We start from the raw sequence: 12,841 nt of genomic DNA on the forward strand, positions 1-12,841 counted from the left end.
CAATGTGTCTCGGAATCCCCGGCCAGGTGGTCGATTTCGTCGACGCCGAGGCCTACCTGGCCAAGGTCGACGTCAACGGCGTACGGCGCATCATCAGTGTCCGACTGCTCGCCGAAGACAATCTGCAGGTCGGCGACTGGGTGCTGGTCCACGTCGGGTTCGCGATGGCCAAGATCGACGAACGCGAAGCCGCCCTGACCCTGGATCAAGTCCAGAAGATGGGCGAGAACTATCAGCAGGAGATCGCCGCGTTCAACGACTCCGAAATCGCTTGAGAGGCTTGACATGAAGTTCGTCGACGAATTCCGCGATCCGGCCGCCGCGCGGGCCCTGGTCAAATCGATCACCGAACTCGCCGGTGACGACGAGTTCAAATTCATGGAGGTGTGCGGCGGCCACACCCACACCATCTACAGGCACGGCATCGAACACCTCCTGCCGAGTTCGATCGAGTTGGTACACGGGCCGGGCTGCCCGGTCTGTGTGATCCCGATGGGCCGGGTGGACGACGCGATGTGGCTGGCCGAACAGCCCGGCATCATCTTCACCACGTTCGGCGACATGATGCGCGTGCCCGGCTCACGCGGGAACCTGATCGAAGCCAAAGCCCGCGGGGCCGACGTGCGATTCGTCTACTCGCCGCTGGACGCGCTGAAGGTCGCCCGCGACAATCCCGACCGGCATGTCGTGTTCTTCGCGGTCGGGTTCGAGACCACCGCACCGTCGACGGCTGTCACGCTCGTCCGAGCACGCACGCTGGGGGTGCACAACTTCAGCGTGTTCTGCAACCACGTCACGATCGTGCCGCCCATCAAGGCCATCCTCGAATCCCCCGACCTGCGACTGTCGGGATTCCTCGGTCCGGGTCACGTTTCCACCGTGGTCGGGCTGCGGCCGTACCGCTTCGTCCCCGCCGTCTACGGCAAGCCCATGGTGGTCGCGGGGTTCGAGCCGCTCGACATTTTGGCCTCGGTGCACATGCTCCTGCAGCAGATCCGCGAGGGCCGTTGCGAGGTGGAGAACCAGTACACGCGCGTGGTGCGCCCCGAGGGAAACGTCCAGGCCCTGAAGCTGATGGCGGAGACGTTCGAGCTGCGCCCCCACTTCGAATGGCGCGGCCTCGGATTCATCTCCCAGAGCGCACTGAAGATCCACCGCGACTATGCCGAGTACGACGCCGAGCTGGTGTTCGACATGCCCGGGGTGCGCGTGGCAGACCCGAAGGCCTGCCAGTGCGGGGAGGTGCTCAAGGGTGTCATCAAGCCGTGGGAGTGCAAGGTGTTCGGGACGGCCTGCACGCCCGAGACACCGATTGGAACGTGCATGGTGTCACCGGAGGGCGCGTGCGCGGCGTACTACAACTTCGGCCGGCTGCACCGCGAGACCGCGCAGCTGCTGATCCAGCGGTGACTCAGCGACGCCAGTTCGGAAAGTTGTCGAGATCCCGCAGCGTCATGACAAAACCGACCGCGCCGACGGCGATGGCCAGGAAGTAGCCGACCGCAGCATGCCAGCCACCCAACGTCGACGCGACCAGCCAGCACAACAGAACCGCGGCGATGACCAGCAACACACCGTAAAGCGGTGTTCGTTGAGGGTGCTCACCTAGTCGCATAACTCCGGTATACGCGCTTGCGTGAGCTACGTCACACTCCGTTACCACTCGTCGCGTGGGACGTCGAAATCGGCGCACAGGGCCCGCCACACATCGCGCGGCTCCACGCCTGCCTCAATCGCCTGCGCGGCGGTGCGCCCCATGCTGCTCAGCACGTGGTCGACGAGCATGGACCGCCCTCGCATCGAGCCGAACCGGCCGTCGACCAGCTCGTGGAATTCCGTCAAGCGCACGAGCCCAACCTACCGAGCGGGCGCCAACGCGTCATGGCACACCCGTACCGGATCTGCCACTCCGTCCACCGATGCCCCGGCCCGCTCAGCAGCCTGGCGATACTTCGCGGAGCCGAGCACCTCACCGACGGCGGCCGTCAACGCGTCGGCCGTCAGCGGGCGCACCAGCTGCGCACTGCCTTGGCGCACAAGACGATTGGCGATCTCCCACTGATCGCCACCGCCGGGGACCACCACCATCGGCACGCCGGCCAGCAGGGTCTTGGACACCATGCCGTGGCCGCCCCCGCAGATCACCAGGTCGGCGCGGGTGAGCAGGTCGTCCTGGCGCCCCAGCCCGACCACCGCCCACGGCGGGACCTCGACGTCGGCCCCGCCGAGCCGAGACACCACCAGCCGAGCTCCCTCGGGCAGCGTCTCTGCGGGCCGCAACGAGGCCAGCGCCAGCTCGGCCATCCCCTGGGTACCGGTGGTCGCGGTCGACGGCGCGACGACCACGACCGGGCCCGTACCCTCGGGCACCGCCAGCACCGCGTCCGTCGGCTCGAAATGCAGCGGCCCCACCACAACGGCCTCCGCCGGCCAATCGGGACGAGGAACCTCGAGCGCGGGCAGGGTCGCGATCAACCGGCGCAGCGGCCCGGGATCGGTCGGAGGCAGGCCGATGCCTGCCCTGGCCTCGGCGCGCTGCGCCAGACCGGACCGCACGGACCGCGCCGTCAGGGCACGCAACACGGAGTCGCGCAGGCGGCCGCGCAAGCCGACGCCGGGTGCCAAGCCACTGCCCACCGGCGGCAGCCCCTTCGACGGCACGTACAGCGGATGCGGGTTCAGCTCCACCCACGGCACCCCCAGCAGTTCGGCGGCCAGCCCGCCGCACGCCGTGATCACGTCGGAGACCACCAGGTCAGGGTGCATTTTCCGCAGCTGCGGGACATTGAGCACCGCCATCCGGGCCGCCCGCTGATGGATCTTCGCCCCGGCGTCGGCGTCGTTGTCGCCCTCGGTGGGATCCAGGCCTGCCAGTTCGACCGCGTCGACTCCGGCGGCGCGGGCGGTGTCCAGCCATTCCACGCCGGTCAGCAGGGTCGGCGTATCCCCCGCCGCCAGGAATTTCAGACACAGCGCCAAGGCCGGAAAGGCATGCCCCGGATCGGGCCCGGCAACCACCGCTACGCGCATTGGGATTACCCTGCCACAGCCCAGGAGAACTAGGCTTCGGCCATGGCTGACCAATCAACTACCGCGGTGCAGAGTCCCGCCGGCACGGTCGAGATCTTCCTCAATGCGCTCCAGGACCAGGACTTCGAAACCGCCGAGAACGCACTGGCGCAGAACCTGGTGTATCAGAACGTCGGGTTGCCGACCATCTATGGGCGTAACCGCACCGTGAAGCTGTTCCGGTCCATGCAGGGCCGCGTCGGCTTCGAAGTGAAGATCCATCGGATCGCCGCCGACGGCGCCTCGGTACTTACCGAACGCACCGATGCCCTGATCGTCGGACCGCTGCGGCTGCAGTTCTGGGTGTGTGGTGTGTTCGAGGTGCACGATGGCCGAATCACGTTGTGGCGGGACTACTTCGACTTCCTCGACATGACCAAGGCGACAGTCCGCGGCCTCGTCGGGATCGTCATCCCCTCGCTGCGCGCGTCGTTATAGCGGCTGACCGATGATGAACGAGCGCGCCCGCACCAAGCCGAACGCGATTCAGTTCCTGCGCTATTGCTGCGGTCGCCGACTGCCGGATTCGATGCTCGACTGGGTGCGCGAGGACCTGACCGGCAAGGGCGCCACCCGCCGGATGATGCTGCGGGTGCTGGTTCCGGCGGTGCTTATCCTGGCCCCGTTCTGGTTGATCGACACGACGCTGTACGTGCATCTGAGCATGACGGTGCCGATTCTGATCCCGTTCGTCTACTTCTCGCACGCACTGAACAAGATCTGGCGACGGCACATGCTGCGGGTGCACGGCCTCGACCCCAACCTGGTCGACAAGATCGCGCGCGAGAAGAACGCCCATATCCATCAGGCCTACATCGAGAAGTACGGTCCACGGTCGGGCCCGCCCAGCGGCAGCGCCGTCTGAACCGTCAGGCCTGGCGCAGCCTGCCGAGTTCGTCGAAGGCCTGCGCCCAGCCCATCAGCCGGTCGGTGGCATTGGTCAATTCGCTGCGGTAGCGCTGCTGCGACAGCGGGGCCGCCGACATCGGCCCGCTGTTCGCCGCGGACACCAGTTGCGCTGCGGCGGTGACCATTTCGTTGTACTGACGGACACCCTGGCCGAGCTGCGCGGTGAACGCGTTGATGCTGGGCACCAGGTACTGCCGCGACTGCGGCGCGTTGCTGATCGCCCGCTCCATGGACACCACCTCGGTGGCGGTGGCGGCCATGGTGCGCGCGGTCTGGTTGGCCACCGCCGTCAGCTCGCGGAGTTCGTCGGCCGGCAGCATGTGGCCGCGTTCCATGACCCCGAGCAGCGAGAACATGCCGCGCTCGGAGGCCACCAGCGCCGACATCGGCTGCCGTGCGGCCGAACCCCACGGCGGAAGCGGACGGCCCGCGACGGGACGTTCGGCCGGTAGGGGTTCGGACCGCAGCCAGCGGTAGCGCAGCCACAGCAGCGTCGCGGGAAACGCGGCGCCCGCGGCGATGGCACCGGTGATGATCAGGACCCAGACCGGGGTGCTCCACGACGCGAGCACGGCCGTCACCAGCACCCAGAATCCGCAGGCAAGCGTGAAGAACACCCCGAGGCGCGCGGCCCACCGCCGCTTGCGCAGCAGCTTTGCGCGCGGATCGGCAGCGGCACTGAGCTTTTCGGCCAGGGCTCCGGACAGGTCGGCGGCGGTGTCGACACCCCGCTGCAGCACTGACCGCCAGGCTTCTCCGCGACTGGTCTTGGTAGCCATGATCACATCACCGAAACACTATTGGCCGAGCGGGTTTTCGGGCGTCTGGGCCGGGTTGGTGGCCGGGGCGGCCGGCGTCGCGGCGCTGCCGCCTGCGGGCAGGGTGTCGCCGCGCATCGACGCGCGGATCTGCTCCAGCCGCGAGTGCCCGGCCATCTGCACACTGGCCTGCTGCACCTCGAGCATGCGGCCCTGCACCGAGTTCTGGGCGAGCTCCGCCGAGCCGATGGCATTGGCGTAGCGCCGCTCGATCTTGTCGCGGACCTCGTCGAGGCTGGGGGTGTTGCCCGGCGCGGCGAGGTCGGTCATCGACCGCAGCGAGGAACTGACCTGTTCCTGCATCTTGGCCTGCTCAAGCTGCGACAGCAGCTTGGTGCGTTCGGCGATCTTCTGCTGCAGCATCATCGCGTTCTGCTCGACGGCCTTCTTCGCCTGACCGGCGGCCTGCAGAGCCTGGTCGTGCAGGGTCTTGAGGTCTTCGACGCCCTGCTCGGCGGTCACCAGCTGCGCGGCGAACGCCTCGGCGGCGTTGTTGTACTCGGTGGCCTTGGCAACGTCGCCTGAGGCGTTTGCCTGGTCGGCGAGAGTCAGGGCCTGGCGGACATTGACCTGGAGCTTCTCGATATCGGCCAGCTGGCGGTTGAGTCGCATCTCCAGCTGACGCTGGTTGCCGATCACCTGGGCGGCCTGCTGGGTCAGTGCCTGGTGCTGACGCTGTGCGTCCTCGATGGCCTGCTGGATCTGCACCTTGGGGTCGGCGTACTCATCGACCTTGGAGCTGAACAGCGCCATCAGGTACTTCCATGCCTTGGTGAACGGATTGGCCATGGGAACGTTTCCGCCTTCGCTGATGTTTGGGCCCGGTTGATCGGGCCTGTGGTCGCCTAGTCGGTCAAGTTGTCGTGCTCAAGTGCCAACTTATCGGGTTCGGGCAGGCCGCCACAGCCCCCGATGGGCGTTTCGCCGGGTCTGGGCCTGCCTCAGGCGACGGCCATGGAGACCGGCTGCGGGATGACCACCTTGGTCGCAACGTCGATGTGGGCCACGTTGGCCTGCTCGCGGCGCGCCATCCGCTCTCCGGCGTCGGTCAGCACGCGCGAGAGCCGCACGTCCAGGGCGTCGCAGATGGAGCTGAGCAGTTCGCTGGAAGCCTCTTTGCGGCCACGTTCCACCTCCGACAGATACCCGAGGCTCACCCTGGCGGCATCGGACACCTCACGCAGGGTCCGCCCCTGCTCGGTGCGGGCGGTGCGCAGCACATCACCGATCACTTCACGCAGCAATTCCGTCATCGCGCCCTCCTTCGGGTACCTACTCGACGGTTATTACTTGCCAAACGCTGTGACCCACCGTGAGGTTCCCGACGGCAAGAAACTCATTGTTGCTCAACCAGACGACGCAACCGGGCGATCGCCTCGTTGACCGCGGCCACCCGGATATCCCAGCGTGAACCCGACAGCGCCAGCTCGACCACCTCGGTGTCGACAGGGCCTGCCAATCCCAGAAACACCGTTCCCGGCGGATGGCCGCCGTGCGGCTCGGGCCCGGCCACGCCGGTGAGGCTCACGCCCCAGGTGGCAGCACAGCGCTGTCGCGCACCGACCGCCAGCGCCCGGGCCGTTGGCGCCGCGACCGGTCCGACCGCGTCGAGCACCTGGGGCGCCACGCCGGCCAGCCAGATCTTGGTGTCCTCGGTGTAGGTGACCAGCCCACCGTGCAGCACGGCGCTGGCACCGGGCACGCCTGCCAGCGTGGCCGCCAGCAGACCTCCGGTCAGCGACTCTGCGGTCGCCACGCTCTGACCGTTCACCGTCAGATCGGCGACCAGCGCCTTCGCGTCGTCAGTTACCAGCGGATCGTCCACGTGAATTCCTGATCGCCGAAACCACATAATCGGCGCCGGTGACGATGGTCAGCACGACGGCCGCCCACATGATCACCCACGCCACAGTCAGCCAGATCCCCGGCCAGTTGTGCAGCGGCAGCACGAACAACCCGATCGCGACCGCCTGCACCAGCGTCTTGAGTTTGCCGCCACGGCTGGCCGGGATGACACCGTGACGCAGCACCATGAAGCGCAGGATGGTGATTCCGATCTCCCGCAGGAGAATTACGCCCGTGATCCACCAGGGCAGGTCCCCCAGCATCGACAGGCCGATCAACGCCGATCCGATGAGCGCCTTGTCGGCGATCGGGTCGGCCAGTGCGCCGAACTCCGAGACCACGCCGTAGCTGCGGGCCAGGGCGCCGTCGAACCGGTCAGTGATCACCGCGACCGCGAACACCGCGAAAGCGATTATCCGCCAGAACGTTTCATGGCCGTCGCCGACGAACAGCAACACCAGGAACACCGGAACCAGCACCATCCGGATTCCGGTGAGAATGTTGGGCAAGCTGGCGATGAAGGCATGCGGCACCAACGGATCAGTAGAAGGTTGGCCCGGCACCGCAACAGAATATCGGTTGTCGAAACCGATACTCTTCCAGCTGTGAACGAAGGCAGCGCGCCACCGGCGACCAGGCCCTTGGTGCGCCGGGCCCGCACCTCCGATGTCCCCCGCATCAAAGAGCTGGTGGACATCTACGCAGGCAAGATCCTCTTGGAAAAGAACCTGGTGACGTTGTACGAGGCGGTCCAGGAATTCTGGGTGGTCGAACTCGACGGCGACCTGGTCGGCTGCGGCGCCCTGCACGTGTTGTGGGCAGACCTCGGCGAAGTGCGCACGGTCGCGGTCCATCCGAAGGTCCGGGGCACCGGAGTGGGCCACATTCTGCTCGAGCAGCTCCTCCGGGCCGCCCGCGAGCTTCACCTGAGCCGCATCTTCGTCTTGACCTTCGAGATCGACTTCTTCGGCAGCCACGGCTTCAAGGAGATCGACGGCACCCCGGTGACCGCCGAGGTCTACGAGGAGATGTGCCGCTCGTACGACACCGGCGTTGCCGAGTTCTTGGACCTCTCCTACGTCAAGCCGAACACGCTGGGCAATACCCGGATGCTGCTGACGCTCTGAGTGATTTGTGGCGTCTTACCCGCGGCACGGGTAAGACGCCACAAATCGCGGGCTCAGAACTCGTCGGCGTCGTCCTCGGTGTCGGCACCGTTGGCATCGGCACCACCGCGGATCAGGGCCAGCGTGCCTGCCAACTCGTCGGGCTTGACGAGGACCTCGCGGGCCTTGGAACCCTCGGACGGCCCGACGATCTGGCGGGTCTCCATGAGGTCCATCAGCCGGCCCGCCTTGGCGAAGCCGACGCGCAGCTTGCGTTGCAGCATCGAGGTGGACCCGAACTGCGACGACACCACCAGCTCGACCGCTTGCAAGAAGACGTCCAGGTCGTCGCCGATGTCGGGGTCGACGTCCTTGCGCTCGCCCGCCTTGACCGCGGTGACGCCGTCGACGAACTCGGGCTCGGCTTGCGCCTTGGTGGCCTCGACGACGGCGTGGATCTCCTCGTCGGTGATGAACGCGCCCTGCATGCGCAACGGCTTGTTGGCACCCATCGGCAGGAACAGGCCGTCGCCCATACCGATGAGCTTCTCGGCGCCGGGCTGGTCGAGGATGACGCGGCTGTCGGTCAGCGATGACGTCGCGAAGGCCAGCCGGGACGGCACGTTGGTCTTGATCAGCCCGGTGACGACGTCCACTGACGGCCGCTGGGTGGCCAACACGAGGTGGATCCCCGCGGCACGGGCCTTCTGCGTGATACGCACGATGGCGTCCTCGACGTCGCGCGGCGCGGTCATCATCAGGTCGGCGAGCTCGTCGACGATCGCGAGGATGTACGGGTACGGCTTGTAGACCCGCTCGCTGCCCAGCGGCGTGCTGATCTCCCCGGTGCGCACCTTCTCGTTGAACACGTCGATGTGCCGCACCCGCGACGCCTTCATGTCCTGGTAGCGCTGTTCCATCTCCTCGACCAGCCAGGCCAGTGCCGCGGCAGCCTTCTTGGGTTCGGTGATGATCGGCGTGATCAGATGCGGAATGCCTTCGTAGGGCGTGAGTTCCACCATCTTCGGGTCGATCAGGATCATCCTGACCTCGTCTGGGGTGGCCCGCGCCAGCAGCGAGACCAGCATCGAGTTGACGAAGCTGGACTTACCGGAGCCGGTCGAGCCTGCCACCAGCAGGTGCGGCATCTTGGCCAGGTTGGCCGAGACGAAGTCGCCTTCGATGTCCTTGCCAAGGCCGATCACCAACGGGTGGTGGTCACGTCGCGTCGACGGTGCGGTGAGTACGTCGGAGAGCCGCACCATCTCGCGGTCGGTGTTGGGCACCTCGATGCCGACGGCCGATTTGCCCGGGATGGGGGCGAGCATGCGGACGCTCTCGGTGGCCACCGCATAGGCGATATTGCGGTGCAGCGCAGTGATTTTCTCGACCTTGACGCCCGGCCCGAGTTCCACCTCGTAGCGGGTGACGGTCGGACCGCGGGTGCAGCCGGTGACGGCCGCGTCGACCTTGAACTGTTCGAGCACCGACGAAATGGCGTCGGTCATCTGGTCGTTGGCCGCCGTGCGCAGCTTCGGCGGGTCGCCGGCGATGAGCAGATCGATGGATGGCAGCGTGTACGGGCCCTCGACCACCCGGTCGACCACGATGGTGTCGTCGGCTTTCTTGGCCGGCTTGGGCTCGGCGATCTTCTTGCGGCGGGGTTTGACCGCCGGCTCGGGAACCGTTGGCGCTTCGGCCTCTTCGGCCAGCGGGTAGTTCTCCATCGGCGTGCCGGTCAGCGCCTTGGGCGCCTCGATGGCGACAGTGGGCCAGTTCTTGGCCTGATCGGGCGTGTACGCCGGATCGTCGTAGTAGCCGTCGGAGAAGTCGTCGTTTTCGGAGTCGGCGTACTCGTCGGCGTAGTCGTCCTCGTCGTCGTAGTACTCGTCGTCATCGAACGCCCGGGTCCGGAACATCGCGCGCAATGTCGCGGGCACTTCGCGGATGGTCGTGCCGGTGATCAGCAGCACTCCGAACAGCACGCCGATGAAGAGCAACGGCGCGGCGATCCATGCTGTCAGGCCGTCGGAGAGCGGTCCCCCGATGGCGAATCCGACGAATCCGGCCGCCAACCGGCGTCCGGCGGGATCCTCGGGCGAACCCGCCCACAGGTGCCACAGTCCCAGTGCGGGCAGCGTGACCATCGAGACGCCGAGGATCATCCGCGGGCGGGAATCCGGGTCGGGTTCGGTTCGCATCAGCACCACGGCGACGACGCCCAGCACGATCGGAACGAGCACGACGGGCTCGCCGACGACGGTGCGCAGTGCGGTGTCTATCCAGGCGCCGACGGGGCGGGCCGCGTCGAACCAGGAACTGGCCGCGACCACCACGGCGATGCCAAGGAGCGCCAGCGCGAGACCGTCGCGGCGGTGTCCCGGTTCGATCTCGCGGGCCCGGCCAACCGAGCGAGCTGTCGAACCGGCGCCCTTGGCCAGCATCAGCCATCCGGCGCGCGCGCCGCGGCCGAGCTTCTGCCCGGCGACGGCCACCGGTGAACCCTGGGACCGGCGGGCCGGCTTGCGCCTGGGTGGCGCAGGGCGGGCGGGCGCCTGTCGCCCGGAGCGTGAGCTGGGCTTTGACCTGCTCGAACGGGCTCCAGATCGCGCAGCGGTCTTGTTAGCCATGTCCGTCAGCCTAGTCGCACTGGCCTCATATTCACCATCTGCCACACAGGTCACAGAAACGTTGCATTTCGGCCATATCGGCGGCCTACCGTCCTGCCATGAGTCTTTCGACCTCGGGTCCCGCCCAGACCAGAATCCTGTGCATCGGTTACGCGGTCATCGCAGCCGTCGCCCTGGCCGCCACCTGGAGCCAGAACGTCGCCTACTTCCACAGCCCGACCGGCCTGTTGACCTTCTGGAGCGACACCAAGGTCAACCCAGCCTCGCGGTCCATCACCGTCGATATCGTGCTGTTCTTCCTGGCCGCCGCGATATTCATGGTCGGCGAGGCGCGCAAGCACGCCATCCCCTATGTGTGGGCCTACCTGCTGGGCGGCGTCCTCATCGCGATCAGCGTCACCTTCCCGCTGTTCCTGATTGCGCGTCAGCTACGGGTGGGCCCGTCCGACACCACGCGACTCGGCGCCGTCGACGCGACGATATTGGCCGTGTTGAGTGTGCTCAGTATCGCCTTCGTAATCTGGGTAGATGTGGCATGAGTACGCTGGACAGCTGTCCGGCCATCCTGACCCGAGGAGTATGCACCCATGCCCGTTGTCGTCGTCGCCACCATGAAGGCCAAGCCCGAGTCCGTCGACGCGGTGCGAGACGCCTGCAAGCAGGCTATCGAGGCGGTACACGACGAGCCGGGATGTGAGCTGTACTCGCTGCACGAGGCCGACGGCACCTTCGTTTTCGTCGAGCAGTGGGCCGACGCCGACGCACTGAAGGCGCACAGCACTGCCCCCGCGATCGGAACCTTGTTCGGCGCGATCGGTGAACTGCTCGACGGCGCACCCGACATCAAGATGCTTCAGCCCGTCGTCGCCGGTGATCCAGCCAAGGGTCAGCTGCGGCCGTAATGAGGGCGGACGGTCCCCTGGCCGGAAAGGTCGCGTTCATCACCGGTGCCGCGCGCGGCCAGGGCCGGGCCGAAGCGGTGCGGCTGGCCGCGGACGGCGCCGACATCATCGCCGTCGACCTGTGCGATCAAATCGCATCGGTCCCCTACCCCTTGGCCACACCGGATGATCTGGCCGCGACCGTCGAACTCGTCGAGAAGACCGGCGCGCGCAGACGTGAACCTGACCGGTGTGCACAACACCGTCGAGGTGGCGTTCCCGACGATGGTGGAACAGGGCGACGGCGGTTCGATCGTGCTGATCAGCTCGGCGGCGGGGCTGATGGGTGTGGGCGGCGGCGACCGCGGTTCGATCGGCTACACCGCAGCCAAGCACGGCGTCGTGGGCTTGATGCGGGCGTACGCCAACTACCTTGCCCCGCACAGCATTCGGGTCAACTCCATCCATCCCACCGGCGTGGACACCCCGATGATCAACAATGAGTTCACCCGCCGATGGCTCAAGCACGTCGCCGAGGAGCTGCACGCACCAACGGATTTCGGTAACGCCCTGCCGGTTCAGGTGGTGCAGGTCGAGGACGTCGCCAACGCGGTGGCCTGGCTCGTGTCAGACCAGGCCCGTTATGTCACAGGCGTGACACTCCCGGTGGACGCAGGTATCGTCAACAAGCGATGAGCCGCGCAGATCCGGTAGCTCAAACCGCCTTCGGCCCAATGGTGTTGGCCGCCACAGAGCAGTACGAGGGCCCACGCAGGCTGGTCGACGACGATCTCGCGGAGTCATTTCTGCCGACAACCTTGCGCGCCATGACCCGGCTGATGCGCTGGCGCATCCCGCGCGAATGGTCCATCCGCGCCGCGGAACGGTCCCAGCCCGGCCTGTGGGCGAACCTGTCCTGCCGCAAGCGATTCATCGACGAGTCACTCGACGCCGCGCTGCCCGACATCGACGCCGTGGTGATCCTCGGCGCAGGTATGGACACCCGGGCCTATCGGCTGGCGCGACACAGTGCGATCCCGGTCTTCGAGGTCGACCTTCCGGTGAACATCGACCGTAAACGCGCCGTCGTGCGCCGGGCGCTCGGCGCGGTTCCGGATTCGGTGCGGCTGGTACCGGTCGATTTCGAGCACGACGACCTCGCCGCCGAACTCGCTCGGCACGGTCACCGCACATCAGACCGCACGTTTTTCGTGTGGGAGGGCGTGACGCAGTACCTCACCGAAGGCGGCGTGCGGGCGACGTTCGACTACCTCGCCACGGCCGCACCGGGCAGCCGGTTGGTGTTCACCTATGTCCGTGCCGACTTCATCGACGGCACCCACCGCTACGGCGCCGAGTCGCTGTATCGCAGATTCTGCGTCCGTCGCAAGATCTGGCGGTTCGGGCTGAATCCCGACGACATCGCGCCGTTCATCGAGCCATACGGTTGGCAACTGATGGAGCAGGCGGGCCCGGAGTATCTGATCGAGCACTATGTCAACCCGGCCGGCCGCGAACTCGGTGCGTCCCAAGTGGAGTGGACGGCATACGCGGTGCGACGGTAACCGGCCGCGCTGAGGCCG

At 66.9% G+C, this 12,841-nt stretch carries 17 protein-coding genes and 1 pseudogene; 9 read left to right on the plus strand and 9 right to left on the minus strand.

From position 1 onward, the window contains the following. The first annotated feature begins 2 nt into the window (after nt 1–2). Nucleotides 3–275 (plus strand): HypC/HybG/HupF family hydrogenase formation chaperone, encoded by a 273-nt coding sequence (locus tag A5784_RS18875; protein WP_064946431.1) that lies wholly within the window; start codon nt 3–5, stop codon nt 273–275. A gap of 10 nt (nt 276–285) precedes the next feature. Then, a complete protein-coding gene (hypD, locus tag A5784_RS18880) occupies nt 286–1,410 on the plus strand; it encodes a hydrogenase formation protein HypD (protein WP_064946432.1) in 1,125 nt (374 codons plus the stop codon). A gap of 1 nt (nt 1,411) precedes the next feature. Here hypD and A5784_RS18885 read toward each other — a convergent pair whose 3' ends face one another. The 3 genes from A5784_RS18885 to A5784_RS18895 are packed head-to-tail and all read right to left on the minus strand — an operon-like array spanning nt 1,412 to nt 3,030. Continuing rightward, the gene (locus tag A5784_RS18885) at nt 1,412–1,615 is read right to left on the minus strand and encodes a hypothetical protein (RefSeq protein WP_062831094.1); all 204 of its coding nucleotides are present in this window, start codon (nt 1,613–1,615) and stop codon (nt 1,412–1,414) included. A gap of 41 nt (nt 1,616–1,656) precedes the next feature. Beyond that, a complete protein-coding gene (locus A5784_RS18890; protein ID WP_029370112.1) occupies nt 1,657–1,848 on the minus strand; it encodes a DUF3046 domain-containing protein in 192 nt (63 codons plus the stop codon). Nucleotides 1,849–1,857: 9 nt separating this feature from the next. Then, nucleotides 1,858–3,030: a glycosyltransferase gene (locus tag A5784_RS18895; RefSeq protein ID WP_064946433.1), complete on the minus strand. Its 1,173-nt coding sequence runs from the start codon at nt 3,028–3,030 to the stop codon at nt 1,858–1,860. Between the two features lie 42 nt (nt 3,031–3,072). Here A5784_RS18895 and A5784_RS18900 point away from each other — a divergent pair, with 42 nt between their 5' ends. Next, a complete protein-coding gene (locus tag A5784_RS18900; RefSeq protein WP_064946434.1) occupies nt 3,073–3,507 on the plus strand; it encodes a limonene-1,2-epoxide hydrolase family protein in 435 nt (144 codons plus the stop codon). A gap of 10 nt (nt 3,508–3,517) precedes the next feature. After that, nucleotides 3,518–3,934, plus strand: a complete 417-nt coding sequence (locus tag A5784_RS18905) for a DUF5313 domain-containing protein (RefSeq protein ID WP_064946435.1) — start codon at nt 3,518–3,520, stop codon at nt 3,932–3,934. Between the two features lie 4 nt (nt 3,935–3,938). On the opposite strand, the gene pspM is transcribed toward A5784_RS18905, so the two are convergent. The 5 genes from pspM to pgsA form a co-directional block, all read right to left on the minus strand. Next, nucleotides 3,939–4,757, minus strand: a complete 819-nt coding sequence (gene pspM / locus A5784_RS18910; RefSeq protein ID WP_064946470.1) for a phage shock envelope stress response protein PspM — start codon at nt 4,755–4,757, stop codon at nt 3,939–3,941. 18 nt (nt 4,758–4,775) lie between these two features. Beyond that, nucleotides 4,776–5,585, minus strand: a complete 810-nt coding sequence (pspA, locus tag A5784_RS18915) for a phage shock protein PspA (protein WP_064946436.1) — start codon at nt 5,583–5,585, stop codon at nt 4,776–4,778. Nucleotides 5,586–5,737: 152 nt separating this feature from the next. Then, nucleotides 5,738–6,049, minus strand: coding sequence for a transcriptional regulator ClgR (gene clgR, locus A5784_RS18920; RefSeq protein WP_064946437.1), 312 nt, complete (start codon nt 6,047–6,049; stop codon nt 5,738–5,740). Between the two features lie 83 nt (nt 6,050–6,132). Further along, nucleotides 6,133–6,621: a CinA family protein gene (locus tag A5784_RS18925; protein ID WP_064946438.1), complete on the minus strand. Its 489-nt coding sequence runs from the start codon at nt 6,619–6,621 to the stop codon at nt 6,133–6,135. Further along, a complete protein-coding gene (gene pgsA, locus A5784_RS18930) occupies nt 6,599–7,204 on the minus strand; it encodes a CDP-diacylglycerol--glycerol-3-phosphate 3-phosphatidyltransferase (RefSeq protein ID WP_156750651.1) in 606 nt (201 codons plus the stop codon). The genes A5784_RS18925 and pgsA overlap by 23 nt, the downstream gene beginning before the upstream one ends. Nucleotides 7,205–7,285: 81 nt before the next feature. Between pgsA and A5784_RS18935 the strand changes: the two genes are divergently transcribed. Continuing rightward, nucleotides 7,286–7,768: an amino-acid N-acetyltransferase gene (locus A5784_RS18935; protein WP_156750653.1), complete on the plus strand. Its 483-nt coding sequence runs from the start codon at nt 7,286–7,288 to the stop codon at nt 7,766–7,768. Between the two features lie 53 nt (nt 7,769–7,821). Here A5784_RS18935 and A5784_RS18940 read toward each other — a convergent pair whose 3' ends face one another. Next, nucleotides 7,822–10,377: a DNA translocase FtsK gene (locus A5784_RS18940; RefSeq protein WP_197514795.1), complete on the minus strand. Its 2,556-nt coding sequence runs from the start codon at nt 10,375–10,377 to the stop codon at nt 7,822–7,824. A 98-nt stretch (nt 10,378–10,475) separates the two neighbouring features. Here A5784_RS18940 and A5784_RS18945 point away from each other — a divergent pair, with 98 nt between their 5' ends. From A5784_RS18945 to A5784_RS18960, 4 genes and pseudogenes are all read left to right on the plus strand, one after another. Beyond that, entirely contained in the window at nt 10,476–10,916 is a 441-nt protein-coding gene (locus tag A5784_RS18945; protein WP_064946442.1) for a DUF2834 domain-containing protein, read from the plus strand. Between the two features lie 48 nt (nt 10,917–10,964). Then, the gene (locus A5784_RS18950; RefSeq protein ID WP_064946443.1) at nt 10,965–11,279 is read left to right on the plus strand and encodes a putative quinol monooxygenase; all 315 of its coding nucleotides are present in this window, start codon (nt 10,965–10,967) and stop codon (nt 11,277–11,279) included. Then, nucleotides 11,279–11,954 (plus strand): annotated as a pseudogene (locus tag A5784_RS18955) (mycofactocin-coupled SDR family oxidoreductase). The gene A5784_RS18950 and the pseudogene A5784_RS18955 overlap by 1 nt, the downstream one beginning before the upstream one ends. Further along, complete coding sequence (locus A5784_RS18960) at nt 11,951–12,823, plus strand: SAM-dependent methyltransferase (protein WP_082944930.1); 873 nt, start codon at nt 11,951–11,953, stop codon at nt 12,821–12,823. Before A5784_RS18955 ends, A5784_RS18960 begins: the two are co-directional and overlap by 4 nt. Nucleotides 12,824–12,841: the final 18 nt, after the last annotated feature.

Origin of the sequence: Mycobacterium sp. 852013-50091_SCH5140682 (assembly GCF_001665685.1) — a bacterium.
Classification (GTDB): domain Bacteria; phylum Actinomycetota; class Actinomycetes; order Mycobacteriales; family Mycobacteriaceae; genus Mycobacterium.

Excerpts from the sequence above, each read along its gene's own strand:
- A5784_RS18875 (WP_064946431.1), top strand. The coding sequence starts at position 3 with ATGTGTCTCGGAATCCCCGGCCAGGTGGTCGATTTCGTCGACGCCGAG.
- A5784_RS18885 (WP_062831094.1), bottom strand. The coding sequence starts at position 1,615 with ATGCGACTAGGTGAGCACCCTCAACGAACACCGCTTTACGGTGTGTTG.
- A5784_RS18960 (WP_082944930.1), top strand. The coding sequence starts at position 11,951 with ATGAGCCGCGCAGATCCGGTAGCTCAAACCGCCTTCGGCCCAATGGTG.
- A5784_RS18945 (WP_064946442.1), top strand. The coding sequence starts at position 10,476 with ATGAGTCTTTCGACCTCGGGTCCCGCCCAGACCAGAATCCTGTGCATC.
- pspM (WP_064946470.1), bottom strand. The coding sequence starts at position 4,757 with ATGGCTACCAAGACCAGTCGCGGAGAAGCCTGGCGGTCAGTGCTGCAG.
- A5784_RS18905 (WP_064946435.1), top strand. The coding sequence starts at position 3,518 with ATGATGAACGAGCGCGCCCGCACCAAGCCGAACGCGATTCAGTTCCTG.
- A5784_RS18900 (WP_064946434.1), top strand. The coding sequence starts at position 3,073 with ATGGCTGACCAATCAACTACCGCGGTGCAGAGTCCCGCCGGCACGGTC.
- A5784_RS18940 (WP_197514795.1), bottom strand. The coding sequence starts at position 10,377 with ATGGCTAACAAGACCGCTGCGCGATCTGGAGCCCGTTCGAGCAGGTCA.
- A5784_RS18950 (WP_064946443.1), top strand. The coding sequence starts at position 10,965 with ATGCCCGTTGTCGTCGTCGCCACCATGAAGGCCAAGCCCGAGTCCGTC.
- clgR (WP_064946437.1), bottom strand. The coding sequence starts at position 6,049 with ATGACGGAATTGCTGCGTGAAGTGATCGGTGATGTGCTGCGCACCGCC.
- A5784_RS18895 (WP_064946433.1), bottom strand. The coding sequence starts at position 3,030 with ATGCGCGTAGCGGTGGTTGCCGGGCCCGATCCGGGGCATGCCTTTCCG.
- hypD (WP_064946432.1), top strand. The coding sequence starts at position 286 with ATGAAGTTCGTCGACGAATTCCGCGATCCGGCCGCCGCGCGGGCCCTG.
- pspA (WP_064946436.1), bottom strand. The coding sequence starts at position 5,585 with ATGGCCAATCCGTTCACCAAGGCATGGAAGTACCTGATGGCGCTGTTC.